Genomic DNA, 16,364 nt, shown 5'->3' with positions numbered 1-16,364 from the left:
CGAACGTGAACGGGCAGGTTTTCGGACGTTGAAGAGGTAGGCCCCGCATATTGACATTACAATGACGGATGAGCGCTTTGCCAATGATGGCGAAAACAAGACGATGTCGGGATCTGCCGTGTCGGCCCGAAAATCGGAATCGATTTTCGGAAAGCACAATGCGTAGATTCAGGGTGTTAGAGCGTACTTTGTGAGTCCAAGCGGACGCACGTCGCTCTAACGTCCGATGTGCGGAGCCCTGCCTTGCGCTTCTGCAAGTTCGACCTGGCGCTGACGCTCGGCGTAGCGCGCGCGATCCTCGTCGGAACGGGCATCGAAGCAATGCGGGCATGAGATGCCGGCGGCGTATTTCGGCGATAACAGGTCCCGCTCGATCAGCGGATGCCGGCATGCGCGGCACAGTTCGGCCTCACCCTCGACCAACCCGTGCGACACCGAGACGCGTTCGTCGAAGACGAAGCATTCGCCCTGCCACAGGCTTTGCTCGGCGGGCACCTCTTCGAGATATTTCAAGATACCGCCCTTGAGGTGGAACACATCCTCGAAGCCGAGCGACTTCACATAGGCCGTTGCCTTCTCGCAGCGTATGCCGCCGGTGCAGAACATGGCCACCTTCCGGCCGACGAGCTCGGCCCGGTGCTGCTCGACCCAGGACGGGAATTCGCGAAAGCTCGTCGTGGCGGGATCGACCGCGCCCTTGAAGGTGCCGATCGACACCTCGTAGGCGTTGCGCGTGTCGATGACGATCGTGTCCGCCTCCGAGATCAGCGCGTTCCAGTCGGCCGGCGCGACATAGGTGCCGGCGCTTGCCGCCGGATCGAGATCCCTAACGCCCATGGTGACGATCTCGCGCTTCAGCCGCACCTTCATGCGGTGGAACGGCATCTGCGCGGCGCTGCTGTACTTGACCTCGAGACCGGCGAGACTTTCGATGGATTCGAGATGATCGATGAGCGCGGCGATATCAGCTTCGCTGCCGGCGACCGTGCCGTTGATGCCCTCATGCGCCAGAAGCAGCGTGCCCTTGATACCGCGTCCGCAGCAGAAGGCGGCGAGCGGCGCGCGCAACGCCTCGAAGTCGTCGAGACGGGCAAACTTGTAGAGCGCGGCAACGCGGAAAGGTTGATTGGGCGGAGTCATCGCCGAAGCCACTAAACGCTCATGAAAGCCGATTCAAGGCTGACGCGTGGATCAGCCTCTCCTTGTTGCTTTGACGGCCGGTACTGACGGCATTGCCGGCAGTACGTGACATCGCGACACGCTTGGTTTCGTGGACAGAAAAACGGCGTTCTGCTAACCGGTTGAACGGATCAATACCGGAGAGACGACAAATGCCCAGCAAGACCGAAAAGCTTCTGTCGCTTCTCAACGGCCAACCGGTTATCCCGGTGCTGAAGATCGCCAACGTCGCCGATGCCGTGCCGCTGGCGCGTGCCCTGGCGCGCGGCGGCCTGCCGGCGATCGAGATCACGCTGCGGACCGCCGATGCGCTGGAGGCGATCCGGCTTGTGGCAAGCGAAGTCGAGCACGCCATCGTCGGCGCCGGCACCATTCTGGACGCCCGCCAGTTCGGCGAGGCGGCAGCAGCCGGCTCCAAGTTCATCGTCAGCCCCGGCATCACCCGCGAGCTTCTGGCGGCGGCGAAGGACAGCGACGTTCCGTTGCTGCCCGGCGCCATCACGCCGGGTGAGATCATGGCCGCCCGCGAGGCAGGCTTGCGTTTCCTGAAATTCTTCCCGGCGGAACAGTCGGGCGGCATCGCCTCGCTCAAGGCATTCGCCTCGCCGCTGGCGGATGTGCAATTCTGCCCGACCGGCGGCATCACCGGCAAGAACGCCGCCGACTATCTGAGCTTGCCCAACGTCATCTGCGTCGGCGGCTCCTGGGTGGCGCCGGACGATTTGGTCAAGGCCGGCAGGTGGGACGAAATCGAGGCGTTGGCGCGCGCGGCAAGCAAGCTCGGGCGGTAGAGAAACTCTTATCCCCAAGTGGACTGGCTGCATCGCGGCGTTTTTGTTTGCGAACGGCAAAGAGCCGCGCGGGTTACCCGGCGCGGCTTTGTATTGTTGGTCGATCCGCTACTTGGTCTGGAAGCGGGCTACCGACATGAACTTTACGGCATTGCCGGTGAACCGGTTGGCATCGGCCAGCTGATCGTTCGGCTGGAAGCCCGCGGTGTAGACCTCGGTCGGCGGCGTGTGCACGATATTGTAGGCATAGCGCGGCGCCGTCGTTGCGCTGGAGACGGTGGCGACATTCTCGCCGCTATTCAATGCCCAGCGCGCCGCCTTCGGCTCGGCTGCGACCACCACGGACTTGGGGCCAGGCTTCAGGTCACGGGCGGTTGCCCTGGCTGCCTTGCGGGTGGTCTTCACACCCGCACCGATCGCCGCGGCCGGATCCGAGCCGGCCGGACGGGCAAAGACAGCCTCGCGCGGCGATGCGGCATTGCCGTTCGCCGGATCGCTGAGAACCGAGCTCGGCTGGGCGAGCGAAGCGACCTGGTATTCGTCGGTTGCGCTGACCCGCTCGAGGACGGCCTTGACCGCGTCGGATTGGACCTGGTCCGTCTCGGCCAAGTCGGGCCGCTCCAAGTCGAGTTGGGCCAAGTCGGGCTGGGCCAAATCAGGCTGGGCCAAGTCAGGCTGGGCCACATCGGGCCGATCCGACGGCAGCGCCGAGAACGCATCGGTAGCGGTCTTGCCGTGTCCGGCCGTATCCGCGAGCGCCAAAAGCACATCCTTGTCCTGCGGCGCAAGGTCGGCCGCTGCAAGGTCGGCCGGCAGCGAGTGATCGGGACGCCAGGTCGGCAACGGAATGTTGTTGGCCGCAACCTGCGCCGCATCGGCGACAGCGGAGGGCTCGGCCATGCCGAAGGGAGCGCTTGCCGGCGCTTGCGCGGTCGCCACCGCCTGTTCAGTGGTGGCGGTGGCATCCGCCACGCCGAACGGAACGTTTTCGGGCGGCTGAGCGCCGACCTCGGTCTTCGGACGCGGGGCGAAATCAGGCAGCGGCACGCTGCGCGCCGGCAGCGCCGCGATAATCGTTTCCGGCGTGTCCTCCTCCGGTTCCGGAGCAGGCGCATCGGCGATTTGCGGAATCTCGGCGCGCTTCGCATCCTGAGGCGACACGATGGCAATGCCCGGAAGCTTGCTGTTCTTGGCGGCCGGCGCCGGCTTCGCGGTCGCCAGCTTCACGCTCTTTGCCTTCGGCGCCGGCGCGGCCGCCACATCGGCGCTGTCATCGGCCTCGTCTTCACCGCCGCCGAAGAAAGCCGCCAGCAGACCGCCGGGTCTTTTCGAACCGCCACCTGCGCTGGCAAGTTCGATGGCGGGAGCGCCGGCGCCCTTGCGCGATTTGTAGGAGGCGAGCGCCTGTGAATAGCCGGGCAGCGGCTTGCCGTCGCTCGGCACATGCAGCGTCTTGCCATTGGGGAACACGCGCGCCAATTCCTGGCGGCTGATGCCGGGCCAGTGGCGCACATTGCCGACATCCATGTGGACAAAGGGCGAGCCCGACCTCGGATAATAGCCGACGCCGCCGCCCTGCATCCGCAGGCCGATGTCGCGCAGCTTCTTCAGCGGCACGCCGGGAATGTAGAAGTCCATCGCCTTGCCGAGCATATGCTGGCTTTTCTTGGCGACGCCCCTGCTGCGGCTGCGCAGCATCGAGTTCGTAGACGACGAGCGATAACCACACACGACCTGGATATAGTCGGTGGCGCCGCTCTGCCGGTAAGCCGCCCAGACCAGGTCCAGCAGGCGCGGATCCATCTTGGTCGGCTCGTTGCGGCGCCAGTCGCGCAGGATGACGTTGATTTTTTTCAGACCCGCCTGGTCGTAACGGCCGCCGCGCTTGAAGACGATCTCCGCCTTCTCTTTGGTGTGGAGGTTATAGAGTTTCAGCGAACGCGTCTGGGCGCTGGCGCCGGTCGCAGCCGCTGTAAGGAAGCCAAAGGCGAGGATCACCGCTGCCAGCCATCTCGGCCAGACGCTCATGTGATAATGCCGCCCGTTTGTGTATCGTTCGACTTTGTTCAAATCAAAAGGCCTTGCAGGCTGCCGTTTGTCCCCGGATTTGACCAACGGATGCGGTGGTGTTCGCATCCGAATATCGATCCTAATGGTTAATCATCGCTTATTGAAGCCGAAATGCGGTAACACCGTGGCGATATCCCGTCAAAAATATTGCGCAGGGTTTCTTGGTAAACTGCTGGTTTAGATCATGTTTCGGCCTTTGCCTGAACACGATCTGTTACCGGCCGCCTCAATGCGTGAACACTGCCGGCAAGCGCGTCACCCCGACGCGCGTCACGCCCGCTCGATGACTGAGAACTGTTCTGATGCCAAGCTGGCAAGCTGGTCCGGAGTTGCTTTGTCAGGAAGCAAGCCGGTCGATACGGCCTGTTTCCGGATCGATGCCATGTTCCTTGAGCTTCCTGTAGAGCGTGGAGCGGCCGATGCCGAGGCGGCGGGCAACTTCGCTCATCTGGCCGTTATAATGGTCGATGGCGAGCTTGATCATTTCGAGTTCGACATCGGCCAGCGCACGCACATTGCCGCGTTCGTCCAGCGCCCGCAGCGTGCCGAAGCGGGGCTGAGGCCTGGCTGGCGGATCGAGCTCGGTTGCAGCGATGCCGTTATTGGCGGGCACGTCTTCGCCAGGCGGCTCGATGACCAAAGGCAACGCGGGCAACGCGCCATGCACATCGAGGTTGACGGTGCCCTCGACCTGCGCCCGGATCTGCGGAAACTCCTCTTCGGTCAGCACATCGCCTTCACAAAGCACCGAGGCCCGGAAGACGGCGTTTTCCAGCTGCCGGATGTTTCCCGGCCAGTCGTAGGCCTGCAGCATGGCGAGCGCCGTTGCCGAAATGCCGTGCAGGCGGTGACGTGGATCGGTGGGCGCAACCTTCTCCAGGAAGTGCTCGACCAAATACGGGATGTCGTCGCGACGATCGCGCAGCGGCGGCACGAAGATCGGATAGACGTTCAGGCGATAGAACAGATCCTCGCGGAACTTGCCGTCCTTGACCTGCTGCAGAAGATTGCGGTGTGTCGCCGAGATCAGCCTGATGTCGACCCTGACGGTCGAACGCCCGCCGACCGGATCGACCTCACCGTCCTGAACGGCGCGCAGCAGCTTGACCTGCACGTCGAGCGGCAGGTCGCCGATCTCGTCGAGGAAGAGCGTGCCCGAATGCGCGTCGACGAACTTGCCGGTGTGTTTTTCGGTGGCGCCGGTGAACGAGCCCTTCTCGTGGCCGAACAGGATCGATTCGACCAGATTGTCAGGGATGGCGCCGCAATTGACGGTAACGAAGGGTTTTGAGCGGCGATCGCCGCTGCCCTGGATGGCGCGCGCCACCAGCTCCTTGCCGACACCGGATTCGCCCTCGATAAGGATCGGGATGTTGGAAGCGGCCGCCTTCTGGCCGAGACGGATCACCCGATCCATCGCCGGGCTGTGCGTGATCATGTCCTTGAAGGTCAGATGGCCGCCGCGCCGCCGCGACGTGCGCTTCACTTCGCCCTCGACCGCCTCGACCTTGAGCGCATTGCCGATCGATGCCTGCAGCCTGTCGGGAGAGGCCGGCTTGACGACGAAATCGAAAGCACCGTGACGCATGGCCGAAACGACGGTCTCGATGCCACCCTGGGCGGTTTGTACGATGACCGGAACTTGGATGCCGCGCTCACGCATCGCCTTCAGCACGCCGATGCCGTCGAGGCCCGGCATGACGAGGTCGAGGATGACCACCGACACGTCGCGCGCATTGGGCCCGTCGAGCGCGTCGAGACCGGCCTCGCCGCCATCCGTGATGATCGCGCTGTGGCCGAATTTCGTCACGGCCGCCTCGAGCAGCCTGCGCTGCACGGGATCGTCATCGACTATGAGTATGGAACCTGTCATGACTGGTTCAACGATGCTCGCCCAATATGCCCACCCACTATGCCCACCCAAATGGGGAATTCACCCTATGGATCATCTTGGCACAGGGTTCTAAATAAGGTTTCAAAAAACCCGGTGAACGAATTCCTTAGGATTTGACCGGCTTTCTCATCCCCTTTGAATCTTTGCGTCTGACCGCTCAGGTCTTGCAATCTGGAAAGTATCGGCAATGCGCATGGTTTTTGGTCGGCAGCTTGCGGCGGCGTCCGGTCAGGGCGCGGCGGAGCTTGGCAATCTGCCGGAATGGGATCTCGCCGATCTCTATTTGGGCATGGACGCCCCCGAGCTGAAGCGCGACATCGCCAGGGCGGCGGCCGATGCCATCAGCTTCGAGAGCCGCTGGAAAGGCACGCTCGCCGCCGAGGCGGAGCGTGCCGAGAGCGGCAGGCTGGGCGAGGCGCTTGCCGCCTATGAGGCGCTGGAGGAACTGATCGGCCGGATCGTGTCCTATGCCGGACTGATCTATGCCGGCAACACCGCGGATCCGCAGCGTGCCAAGCTCTATGGCGACATTCAGGAGAAGATGACCGACGCCAGCGCACATCTTCTGTTTTTCGCGCTCGAACTGAATCTGATCGACGATGGCGCGATCGAGACCGCGCTCGCTGCCGATCCCGCCTTCGCTCACTACCGGCCGTGGGTGCTCGATCTGCGCATGGACAAACCCTATCAGCTCGAGGATCGGGTCGAGCAGCTTTTCCACGAGAAGTCGATTACCGGACGCGGCGCCTGGAACCGCCTGTTCGACGAGACGATGACCGATCTGCGCTTCGACATCGATGGCGAGGAGCTAACCCTGGAGCCGGCGCTGAACCGCCTCCAGCACGCCGATGGCGAGGTGCGCCGCCGGGCCTCTGAAGCGCTGGCCGCAACCTTCCGCAAGAATCTGCGCACGTTCACGCTGGTCACCAACACGCTGGCCAAGGACAAGGAGATTTCCGACCGCTGGCGCGGCTTCGGGGACATCGCCGATTCGCGCCATCTCGCCAATCGCGTCGAGCGCAGCGTGGTGGATGCGCTGGCCTCAGCCGTTCGCGATGCCTATCCGCGCCTGTCGCACCGCTACTACCAGATGAAGGCGCGCTGGCTCGGCATGGAGGTGATGAACCACTGGGACCGCAACGCGCCGCTGCCGGAGACCCCGCAGGCGATCATCGGCTGGGACGAGGCCAAGAACACGGTGCTTTCCGCCTATCAGCGCTTTTCACCTGACATGGCGGAGATCGCCCGGGTTTTCTTCGACCGCAATTGGATCGACGCGCCGGTCAGGCCTGGCAAGTCGCCGGGCGCCTTCGCGCATCCGACCGTGCCGTCGGCGCATCCCTATGTTCTGCTCAATTACATGGGCAAGCCGCGCGACGTGATGACGCTGGCGCATGAGCTTGGCCATGGCGTGCATCAGGTGCTGGCCGCAGGCCAGGGCGCGCTGATGGCTTCGACGCCGCTGACGCTGGCCGAGACGGCATCCGTCTTCGGCGAGATGCTGACCTTCCGCTCGCTGCTGGACCAGACCACGGACAAGCGCGAGCGCAAGGCCATGCTCGCCCAGAAGGTCGAGGACATGATCAACACGGTCGTGCGCCAGATCGCTTTCTACGAGTTCGAGCGCAAGGTGCATGCCGAGCGCAAGAACGGCGAACTGACATCCGACAGGCTCGGCCAGTTCTGGCTGGAAGTGCAGGCGGAAAGCCTCGGGCCGGCGATCAAGCTGCGCGACGGTTACGAGGTCTTCTGGACCTACATTCCACACTTCATCCATTCGCCTTTCTACGTCTACGCCTATGCGTTCGGCGACTGCCTGGTGAATTCGCTCTATGCGGTCTATCAAAATGCAGAGCATGGCTTTCAGGAGAAATATTTTGCTATGCTGCGCGCCGGCGGCACCAAGCATCATTCCGAGCTCCTGGCACCCTTCGGTCTTGACGCCACCGACCCTGCCTTCTGGCAGATCGGACTTGGCGTGATCGGCGGGCTGATCGACGAGCTCGAAGCTCTGGACAATTGACGCACAGGGCTGAGCATACGGGGCTGACAGAACAGTTTAGCCGCAATGCATATTGAGGCCGTTCTATTCTTGCCCTAAATATCTGTTCTTAAATAACTCTCCGTGGAATTTTTCCGTTAGCTTTCGGGAAGCTGTATGGTAGCGTCCCGCCTCAAGCTCAGTCGGGCGCGGGGCTCAGGCCAGGAAAAATCTTCGGTCCAGTCACGGCGCTTCGGCGAATGCGACAGCGGCCGTTGGCCATGGCAGGAAAAGCCGGTCGCCGACAGCTCGATCTAAGCCGGCTGTTCCGTGAACAGCGGAGCCACCATTGAATGGTCCTTGTGCCAAGGCCACCACTCCAGGCCACGGCAGATGGATCGGACTGGAGAGAGACAATGGGCACTTTTTTCTACATGCTCCTGGCGTTCCTGGTAGGTGTGTTGGTTGGCTGGTTCATCTGGGGACGCCTGCGTGGCGAGCTCGACAGCCTGCGCGGTGACGTGGACCGCACGCGCAGCGAGCGCGACAGGCTGCGCGCCGACGCCGACCGCCTGACCGGTGAACTGGAAGTATGCCGCGGCGCCCGCGCCGACCTGGAGCGCCAGTTGGCCGAGGCGCAAGGCACCAAGACCGGCGCGACAAAGGCAGCAATCCCGGCACCCTCGGCATTGATGGCGACATCCGCGCCGGCCAAGTCCACGCCGGCCAAGACCACGCCCGCGTCAGCAAAGACCGGGCCAGCTAAGACCGCGCCAGCCAAGTCGACGCCGGCAAAGACCGCGTCCAAGAAAACGGCGGCCGCCAAGGCGGCAGCCGCGCCAAAGGCCAGTGCGTCGAAAGCGGCCGCTTCGGAAACGAGCGCCACAGCCAAGAAGGATGCGCCGGCGGTAAGGAAGGCCACCGCCGGCAAGGCAACAGCGGCAGCAGCTGATAAGACCGACAGTCTGCGTCGCTTGATCGGCATCGGCCCGGTCAACGAGCGGAAGCTGCACGGCTTGGGGGTTAGAACCTACGCTCAGATCGCCGCCTGGACGGCGGCGGATATCAAGCGGATCGAAGACGTTCTCCAGTTCGACGGCCGCATCGAGCGTGAGCGCTGGATCGAGCAGGCGAAACTGCTTGCCGCCGGCGACGAGAAGGAATTCGCGCGCCGCTTCCCGACCGCGGGGACCGCGAGCAACAGCTGAATTGCCAGCCGGCATCGAGCACATGACAGACTGGCGGCGGCCTCGAGGTGCCGCCAGTCTGCTTTTGCACCAAGGCTGCCTTTGCGCCTTGAGACGCCGCTCTCTCGATTGCGCGCGATCGAGCCCCCATATAGAGCGATAGCTGGCGTCATCGATCGCAGCATCCGAGTCCCATGCCCCTGCCCTCTGCAATTTTCCGGAATGACGAGCGCGCACATCAGCTCGTTTTCGACCGTCCGGCCGACATCATCGTGGCGCATGAGGCGGAGGATTTCCTGCCGGCGCTGGAAATCGCGCAGGCCGCGCATGACGCCGGCAAATGGCTGGCCGGCTATTTCTCATACGAGGCCGGCTACCTGCTCGAGCCGAAGCTCGTTCCGCTGCTGCCGGGCGGACGCCGCGCCCCGCTTGTCTGCCTGGGGATCTTCGATGCGCCTGTCGAACAGGCGGTCGTGCCCAGCAACGCGCCGGCGACCAACGGTCCGATCTTCGACGCCCCAATCTTCAACGCAAGGGCTGCTTGGTCTTCAGAAGACTACGCAAAACGCTTTGCGCGGCTCCACAATCACATTCGCAAGGGCGATTGCTATCAGGGCAATCTGACCTTTCCGGTTCATGCGCAGTGGTCGGGCGATCCGCTGGCCGCCTTCGACGCGCTGACCGAGCGCCAGCCGGTGAAATACGGCGCGCTGGTCGCGCTCGGCGATCCGGTCGTTTTGTCGCGCTCGCCGGAACTGTTCTTCGAGGTCGACGCCGAAGGCATGATCGAGACCCATCCGATGAAGGGCACCGCCCCGCGCGGCGCGACCAAGGCGGAGGACAAGCGGCTGAGGGCGTTCTTGCTCAATGACGAAAAGAACCAGGCTGAGAACCGGATGATCGTCGATCTCCTGCGCAACGACATCTCGCTGATCAGCGAGGTCGGCACGCTGGAGGTGCCGGAGCTTTTCCGCATCGAGAGCTACCCGACCGTCCACCAGATGGTGAGCCGCGTGCGGGCCAAGCTCTTGCCTGACCTCACCATCCGGCAGATCTTCGCTGCGCTGTTTCCATGCGGATCGATCACCGGCGCCCCAAAAATCCGCGCCATGGAAATCCTGCACGATCTGGAAGCCACGCCGCGCGATGTCTATTGCGGCGCCATCGGCTGGATCGCGCCCGGCGGCAAGATGCGCTTTTCGGTGGCGATCCGCACCATATCGCTCTTTTCCAATGGCGAAGCCGTCTACAATATCGGTGGTGGCGTCGTCTTCGATTCGACGGCCGAGGAGGAGTATCAGGAGTGCCTGCTGAAAGCGCGCTACGCGACGGGAACACCGCCGATTTCGAGCTGATCGAAACCATGCGCTGGCAGCCGGGCCAGGGCTTCCTCCGATTTAACCGCCATTTGGCTCGCCTTTATGGCTCGGCAGCCGAACTGGGTTTTACCTGCGATCCACAGAAGGTCGGTGAGATGCTCAGGAACGCCGTCGACCGGCCGGACATAGCCTTGCGCACACGCCTCGTCCTGTCGCGCAGCGGCAAGGTGACGGTCTCGGCGCTGCCTTATGAGCCGCATGCAGCCGACAAGGTGTGGAGGCTGCAACTGGCTCGGGTGCGGCTCGACTCAAGCGACACGCTGCTGCGCCACAAGACGAGCCGCCGGGACACCTATCAGCGGGCGCGAGCCGAATATCTGATCAGCCGGGCCGACGAGGTTTTGCTGGCTAACGAGCGTGGCGAAATCTGTGAGGGCACGATCACCAATCTCTTCGCCGATTTCGGCGACGGCGCGCTGGCAACGCCGCGGCTCGATTGCGGCCTGCTGCCTGGCGTATTGCGCGGCGAATTGCTGGACGAAGGTCGCGCCCGCGAGGCAATCTACACCTTGGATGATCTGAAATCGGCCAAAGCACTGTTCGTCGGCAATTCACTGCGCGGATTGATCCCGGCACGGCTGGGCTGAAATGCAACCGAAAAGCTACCGACGACACGCCCTTGGCTGTGTCTCGAGCATGGTTTTCCCCTTGCGAGCTGGAGAAGATGCGTCCGGCCCCGAGAAGAATGAGCCGGACGCGCGGCAGCCGCTTGGGAGGAGCGACTATTCGCCTTCGTGGGTCTGACCGGAGCCGCCGACGGAAACGATGTTGAAGGGTTTGCCTTCGACGGCAATGTCGCCGGTTTTCTCGAACGACGTCGCGTCAACGAGATGCAGCACACCTTGCAGAGGATCCGTAACCACGATCCTGTCGCCGGCGACTGCGATCCGCGGCCTCGGGTCGCTCCAGTGACCGTCCATCGAATAGGGGCCGGTCAGCTTGCGCGAGTTTGCGATCTCCCCCTTCACCACGTCGAGTTGGTGAAGCTGGCCGTCCTCGGTGAAGACGTAGGCGAACTTCGCACGAACGGGATCGACCGTGAAATGCACGCGGCGCGTCGGAAGGCTGATCAGCCGGAATGCGTCGCTCTCGACCGTCGGATCGATCAGCACCACCTTGTCGGCGCCGTAATTGCCGAGGAAATATTGCAGGCCTCTGCCGCCGATCAGCGTCGTCGTTTTGCCGTGCGGCAGGCTGTCGGCATAGGGCAGGTGACGGATCGCCGGGGTGCCGTCGCCACGGGTGACGACAAGCAGGCCGGTCGCACAGGCGAAAGCCAGAATATTGCCGGAAGACGCCTCGCCGTGGAGGTCGGGGCAGGCGTGGATGCCGCCGACCTGCGCGCCGGCTTCGTTAGCGACCCTGATGCCGACCGGGAGTTCGTCCGGTTTTTCCCTGTTCGGCTCTGACAGGAGGACGTGGGAGCCATAGGCGACTGCGACGCCGTGCTGCGGCGCGTCCGTCGTCACTTCCCTGAAATCCGATTTGCCTTCCAGAACGGCCTTCTCGGAGATGATGCGGGCGACACCTTCGCCGTCGAAAAAAGCGGCGAAGTCTCCGCCATGCTCGACGAAATGCGACGGCTTCTCGCCTGCGATCTCGACCCCGGCAAGCTTCGGCGCTTCGACGTCGATGTCGCCGTGTTCGCCGTGGTCCTCGAAGGAAATGCCGCTCGCGACCCCGGTAACGACGCCGGCCGCGCCCTGCACGGCGAAGACGGTCCGGCCGCTTTCGCTGCGATGGAGCGACGCCGGCCCTTTGATCTTAAATGTGTCGAGCTTTGCGCCATCGACCGCATCGATTACGGTCACCTTCGGATCCGCGTGATCCGAGATGAAGAGGCGCCAGGCGGTTACCTCCTCGGCATGGGCCGCACTTGTTGATAGAGACAGAAACAGCGCGATGGCCGTGGCTGACGCCAAATTTGTCCTCACGGTATTCTCCTTGATGTTATTACCTAACTGATTGCGGTCGACGAAAGGCGGATTGCTCTGCCTTTCCGTCGTGGCGCGACGATCAGCTTCCGAGGATCGCGCCTTTGATCGCCGTGATGTTGTGCCGCATCATCTCGAGATAGGTCGCCGCCGGGCCGTTCTCGTCGGACAGGGCGTCGGAGTAGAGTTCACCGCCGATTTTCAGGCCTGTCTCGCTGGCGATCTGCTCGATCAGTCGGGGATTGGTGACGTTTTCCACGAAGATCGCCGAAGCCTTGTCTTGCCTGATCTGTTTGATGAGGGCCGCGACATCGGACGCTGAAGCCTCAGATTCGGTAGAGACGCCCTCCGGTGCGAGGAATTTTATGCCGTATTCGTTCTCGAAATACCCATAGGCGTCATGGGAGGTGATGATCGTGCGCTTGTCCTCGGGGATCTCCGCTACGGCAGCCTTGATCTCCGCTTCCAGTGCCTCGAGCTGCTGGCCGTAGGATTCGGCATTGGCCCGATAGGTGTCACAGCCGGCCGCATCGGCGGCACAGAAGGCATCGGCGATATTCTTCACATAGAGTTCGGCATTGTGCACGGACTGCCATGCATGTGGATCGGACTCGCCGTGATGATGGTGTCCTCCCTCATGGCCCTCTTCCGCCGCCGCGGCGTGCCCTGCCTCACCCTTGGCGGCTTTATCCTGATCGTGGTGACCTTCTTCCTCGGTGTTGCGCAACACCTCGCCGCCTTTGGTCAACTCCACGACCGGCGCCTTCGTCGCGCTCGCCTCGACGAGACGCTGGAGGAAGCCTTCGAACTGGAGGCCGTTGACCAGCACCACGTCGGCCGAACCGACGGTGGCCGCGTCGGCCGGCTTCGGTTCATAGACATGGGCGTCACCATTCGGGCCGACCAGCGTGATGATGTCGACACGGTCACCGCCGACATTCTTGGCGAAATCGGCGATGATCGAGAAGCTGGCGACAACCCTAAGGTTCTCGGCCGCGGCTACCGACGGGGTGATTGGCAACGATGTTATGACGCTCATCGCGGCGGCAAGCTTCAGCTTCCTGGACATTCGATCAACTCCTTCTGTTCAAGCGGTTCTGTGGGAGATGTGCCGGACGCGTGGCGAGCAGCCGCGCCTCCCGGCAGAGATGGAAAGAACATAGATCGTGCACGCCGACAGATGATCGCCGGGCCCGACGATCCATCGAGGTGATGCACGGCGGGATGGCTGTTGTGGCCCAGCGTCAGGTCTTGAAACATCACACAGGCAGCCATTCGATCCGTCTCCGCGGCATCCACCAAAGTCAGCCCGCTCTTATGAGCCGGTATGTTATGTTATTACGTTCGTCAATCGAAAAGTGTCGCACGGCTCAGAGCGCTGGCCCTATCTAAAATCGAGGCAAGGCCTGGCAGCAGGATTGCGGACATCGCGGTAAAGATCGGTCGTGAGAGCATTCCCACGACGCCCGCCAAGTCGTCTGCCCGTGGAACTGGTGGTTCGGGGGCGCCCACAGTTGCACCGAGGGCGATAATCCGCTGAACGGGTTGGCGCATCACCTCGGCCGGGCAACGCTGCATCGTTGGCCGCACAACTGCTGGCGCTCGATTTTGCCAACGCGACTACAAGGTCCTAACGGCCACGATCGGCTGGTCGCCTCCTTAACCACATGATGAATGCGGCGTAGCTCGCGGTTTTTCGCTGGTTTATGACAATGATCTGTGGTTGTAGCGCGTGGCGGTCGGGCAAAAAAATGCTCCGCTTTGCGTCTGTTTGCCCGGCTTTTCAGCCTATCTGAGGGAGTAATCAATAAAATGGCGAATGAAACCTGGCCCGTTTACGGTGAGATCACCGGCCCAGTCGTGATGATCGGCTTCGGCTCGATCGGACGGGGAACGCTGCCGCTGATCGAGCGCCATTTCAAGTTCGACAAGTCGCGCATGACGGTCATCGACCCGCGCGATACCGATCGCAAGCTGCTCGACGAGCGCAACATCACTTTCATGCAGGATGCGGTGACTCAGAAAAATTACAAGAAGCTGCTGACCCCGCTGCTGACCAAAGATGGCGGCCAGGGCTTTTGCGTCAACCTGTCGGTCGACACCGGCTCAGTGGATTTGATGCGGCTCTGTCGCAAGCTGGGTGTGCTTTACATCGACACCGTGGTCGAGCCGTGGCTCGGCTTCTATTTCGACGCCAAGGCCGACAATGCCAGCCGCACCAACTACGCCCTGCGTGAATTGATGATCGAAGAAAAGCACGCGCACCCAGGCGGGGCGACCGCAATTTCCACCTGCGGCGCCAATCCAGGCATGGTCTCGTGGTTCGTCAAGCAGGCGCTGGTCAACCTCGCCACCGATCTTGGCCTCGAGTTCTCCGAACCCGCGCAGCACGATCGCCAAGGTTGGGCCAAGCTGATGAAGAAGGCAGGCGTCAGGGGTATCCACATCGCCGAGCGCGACACACAGCGCACCAAGAAGCCGAAGCCGATGAACGTGTTCTGGAACACCTGGTCGGTCGAAGGCTTCATCTCGGAAGGCCTGCAGCCGGCCGAGCTCGGCTGGGGCACGCATGAGACGTGGATGCCGAAGAACGGCAAGAGGCACAAGCATGGCTCGAAGGCCGCGATCTATCTGGAGCAGCCGGGCGCCAACACGCGTGTGCGCAGCTGGTGCCCGACGCCGGGCCCGCAATACGGCTTCCTGGTGACGCACAATGAGTCGATCTCGATCGCCGACTTTTTCACCCTGCGCGGCAAGAAGGGCAAGGTTCAATATCGCCCGACCTGTCACTACGCCTATCATCCCTGCAACGACGCCGTGCTGTCGCTGCACGAGATGTTCGGTGCCGCCGGCAAGGCACAACCCGTGCATCACGTGCTCGATGAAAACGAACTGGTCGACGGTGTCGACGAACTCGGCGTGCTGCTCTACGGCCACGACAAGAACGCCTATTGGTACGGCTCGCAGCTGTCGCTGGCGGAGGCGCGCAAGCTGGCGCCTTATCAGAACGCAACGGGCATGCAGGTCACGTCGGCAGTGCTGGCGGGCATGGTCTGGGCGCTGGAAAATCCCGAGGCCGGCATCGTCGAGGCCGACGAAATGGACTACAAGCGCTGCCTGGAAGTGCAGTCCCCCTATCTCGGACCGATCAAGGGCTACTACACCGACTGGACGCCGCTCGATAACCGCCCTGGTCTGTTCCCGGAAGACCTCGACAAAAACGACCCATGGCAATTCCGCAACATCCTCGTCCGATAGTGCAACATCCTCGTTCGATAGCAGTGTCTGCCTGCCTTGCAATCGCCTGTAAATCGGGCGATTGAAGGAAGGCGGGCCTAGAGCGACGTGCATCCATTTGGACGCACAAAAGTACGCTCTGGCGCTTTGAATGTACGCATCGTGCTTTCCGAAATCGGATCGATTTTCGGGCCGATGCGAGAGGAGAGGACCTTGATGATGACGATTGCGCGCAAATTGCTTTCGGCCGGCATTGTCGCGGCCGCTGCCGCCTTGGCGGCGTGCACCACCGCCGGCCCGGGCGGGCCGCCATTGGCCGCGCGGAGCCCCGTCGAAGGCTCATGGATCGATGCGCAAGGCACGGGCCTGTCGACCTTCACTGGCGGCAGCTTCAACACCGTCGCGACCGACACCGGCCAGAAACTTGCCGACGGCAGCTACACCATGACCGGCGGCACCTCGGTCGAAATCCATGGCACTTCGCTGATCCGCCAGACGCCGATCAGCTTCAACTGCTTGTTGATCTCCACCTCCCAGCTTAATTGCACCAGCGCGAGCGGACAGAACTTTGTGCTGACGCGACGCACCTGAGCCCATACTGAATTGCTTTTTGAAAGGACGGCGGCTTGAGGCCGCCGTCCTTTTTGCGCCGGCAAAGCTGCCCCCGATTCCGCTTGCATCACCCAAAACGCGATGTGAACATGGACGAAAA

General features: G+C 62.6%; 12 protein-coding genes. 7 read left to right on the top strand and 5 right to left on the bottom strand.

Annotated features, from left to right (window positions below; translation table 11 throughout):
• Window positions 1-216 precede the first annotated feature (216 nt).
• A complete protein-coding gene (trhO, locus tag AC0L25_RS16400; protein WP_473596461.1) occupies window positions 217-1,140 on the bottom strand; it encodes an oxygen-dependent tRNA uridine(34) hydroxylase TrhO in 924 nt (307 codons plus the stop codon).
• A 191-nt stretch (window positions 1,141-1,331) separates the two neighbouring features.
• Between trhO and AC0L25_RS16395 the strand changes: the two genes are divergently transcribed.
• Entirely contained in the window at window positions 1,332-1,970 is a 639-nt protein-coding gene (locus tag AC0L25_RS16395; protein ID WP_473596460.1) for a 2-dehydro-3-deoxy-phosphogluconate aldolase, read from the top strand.
• A gap of 108 nt (window positions 1,971-2,078) precedes the next feature.
• Here the strand turns inward: AC0L25_RS16395 and mepK are convergent, their stop codons facing one another.
• Both mepK and AC0L25_RS16385 read right to left on the bottom strand, forming a co-directional pair.
• Complete coding sequence (gene mepK / locus AC0L25_RS16390; protein ID WP_473596459.1) at window positions 2,079-3,998, bottom strand: peptidoglycan L,D-endopeptidase MepK; 1,920 nt, start codon at window positions 3,996-3,998, stop codon at window positions 2,079-2,081.
• A gap of 379 nt (window positions 3,999-4,377) precedes the next feature.
• Window positions 4,378-5,913: a sigma-54-dependent transcriptional regulator gene (locus tag AC0L25_RS16385; protein WP_473596458.1), complete on the bottom strand. Its 1,536-nt coding sequence runs from the start codon at window positions 5,911-5,913 to the stop codon at window positions 4,378-4,380.
• Between the two features lie 208 nt (window positions 5,914-6,121).
• On the opposite strand from AC0L25_RS16385, the gene AC0L25_RS16380 reads away from it, so the two are divergent.
• From AC0L25_RS16380 to AC0L25_RS16365, 4 genes are all read left to right on the top strand, one after another.
• Entirely contained in the window at window positions 6,122-7,957 is a 1,836-nt protein-coding gene (locus AC0L25_RS16380) for a M3 family oligoendopeptidase (RefSeq protein WP_473596457.1), read from the top strand.
• 374 nt (window positions 7,958-8,331) lie between these two features.
• Window positions 8,332-9,123, top strand: a complete 792-nt coding sequence (locus tag AC0L25_RS16375) for a proton-conducting membrane transporter (protein ID WP_473596456.1) — start codon at window positions 8,332-8,334, stop codon at window positions 9,121-9,123.
• A gap of 173 nt (window positions 9,124-9,296) precedes the next feature.
• Window positions 9,297-10,457 carry an aminodeoxychorismate synthase component I gene (locus AC0L25_RS16370; protein WP_473596455.1) on the top strand — a complete coding sequence of 387 codons (1,161 nt, stop codon included), beginning with the start codon at window positions 9,297-9,299 and terminating at the stop codon, window positions 10,455-10,457.
• Complete coding sequence (locus AC0L25_RS16365; RefSeq protein ID WP_473596454.1) at window positions 10,406-11,068, top strand: aminotransferase class IV family protein; 663 nt, start codon at window positions 10,406-10,408, stop codon at window positions 11,066-11,068. The genes AC0L25_RS16370 and AC0L25_RS16365 overlap by 52 nt, the downstream gene beginning before the upstream one ends.
• Before the next feature lie 135 nt (window positions 11,069-11,203).
• On the opposite strand, the gene aztD is transcribed toward AC0L25_RS16365, so the two are convergent.
• Both aztD and aztC read right to left on the bottom strand, forming a co-directional pair.
• Window positions 11,204-12,415: a zinc metallochaperone AztD gene (aztD, locus tag AC0L25_RS16360; RefSeq protein ID WP_473596453.1), complete on the bottom strand. Its 1,212-nt coding sequence runs from the start codon at window positions 12,413-12,415 to the stop codon at window positions 11,204-11,206.
• 82 nt (window positions 12,416-12,497) lie between these two features.
• Window positions 12,498-13,484: a zinc ABC transporter substrate-binding protein AztC gene (gene aztC / locus AC0L25_RS16355; protein WP_473596452.1), complete on the bottom strand. Its 987-nt coding sequence runs from the start codon at window positions 13,482-13,484 to the stop codon at window positions 12,498-12,500.
• A 743-nt stretch (window positions 13,485-14,227) separates the two neighbouring features.
• Here aztC and AC0L25_RS16350 point away from each other — a divergent pair.
• Together AC0L25_RS16350 and omp10 are read left to right on the top strand one after the other, a co-directional pair.
• Window positions 14,228-15,673 (top strand): homospermidine synthase, encoded by a 1,446-nt coding sequence (locus tag AC0L25_RS16350; RefSeq protein WP_473596451.1) that lies wholly within the window; start codon window positions 14,228-14,230, stop codon window positions 15,671-15,673.
• 198 nt (window positions 15,674-15,871) lie between these two features.
• On the top strand, window positions 15,872-16,243 hold the full coding sequence (gene omp10 / locus AC0L25_RS16345) for an outer membrane lipoprotein Omp10 (RefSeq protein WP_473596508.1): 372 nt from the start codon (window positions 15,872-15,874) through the stop codon (window positions 16,241-16,243).
• Window positions 16,244-16,364: the final 121 nt, after the last annotated feature.

This window comes from Mesorhizobium sp. WSM4813, assembly GCF_055811555.1.
The sequence above is the reverse complement of the archived record's forward strand: the minus strand, read 5'-3'. Positions and strand labels throughout refer to the sequence as shown.

What these genes read in the sequence shown, in the direction of transcription:
- AC0L25_RS16375 (WP_473596456.1), top strand. Translation starts at nt 8,332, where the DNA reads ATGGGCACTTTTTTCTACATGCTCCTGGCGTTCCTGGTAGGTGTGTTG.
- mepK (WP_473596459.1), bottom strand. Translation starts at nt 3,998, where the DNA reads ATGAGCGTCTGGCCGAGATGGCTGGCAGCGGTGATCCTCGCCTTTGGC.
- AC0L25_RS16385 (WP_473596458.1), bottom strand. Translation starts at nt 5,913, where the DNA reads ATGACAGGTTCCATACTCATAGTCGATGACGATCCCGTGCAGCGCAGG.
- AC0L25_RS16395 (WP_473596460.1), top strand. Translation starts at nt 1,332, where the DNA reads ATGCCCAGCAAGACCGAAAAGCTTCTGTCGCTTCTCAACGGCCAACCG.
- AC0L25_RS16370 (WP_473596455.1), top strand. Translation starts at nt 9,297, where the DNA reads ATGCCCCTGCCCTCTGCAATTTTCCGGAATGACGAGCGCGCACATCAG.
- trhO (WP_473596461.1), bottom strand. Translation starts at nt 1,140, where the DNA reads ATGACTCCGCCCAATCAACCTTTCCGCGTTGCCGCGCTCTACAAGTTT.
- omp10 (WP_473596508.1), top strand. Translation starts at nt 15,872, where the DNA reads ATGACGATTGCGCGCAAATTGCTTTCGGCCGGCATTGTCGCGGCCGCT.
- aztC (WP_473596452.1), bottom strand. Translation starts at nt 13,484, where the DNA reads ATGTCCAGGAAGCTGAAGCTTGCCGCCGCGATGAGCGTCATAACATCG.
- AC0L25_RS16350 (WP_473596451.1), top strand. Translation starts at nt 14,228, where the DNA reads ATGGCGAATGAAACCTGGCCCGTTTACGGTGAGATCACCGGCCCAGTC.
- AC0L25_RS16380 (WP_473596457.1), top strand. Translation starts at nt 6,122, where the DNA reads ATGCGCATGGTTTTTGGTCGGCAGCTTGCGGCGGCGTCCGGTCAGGGC.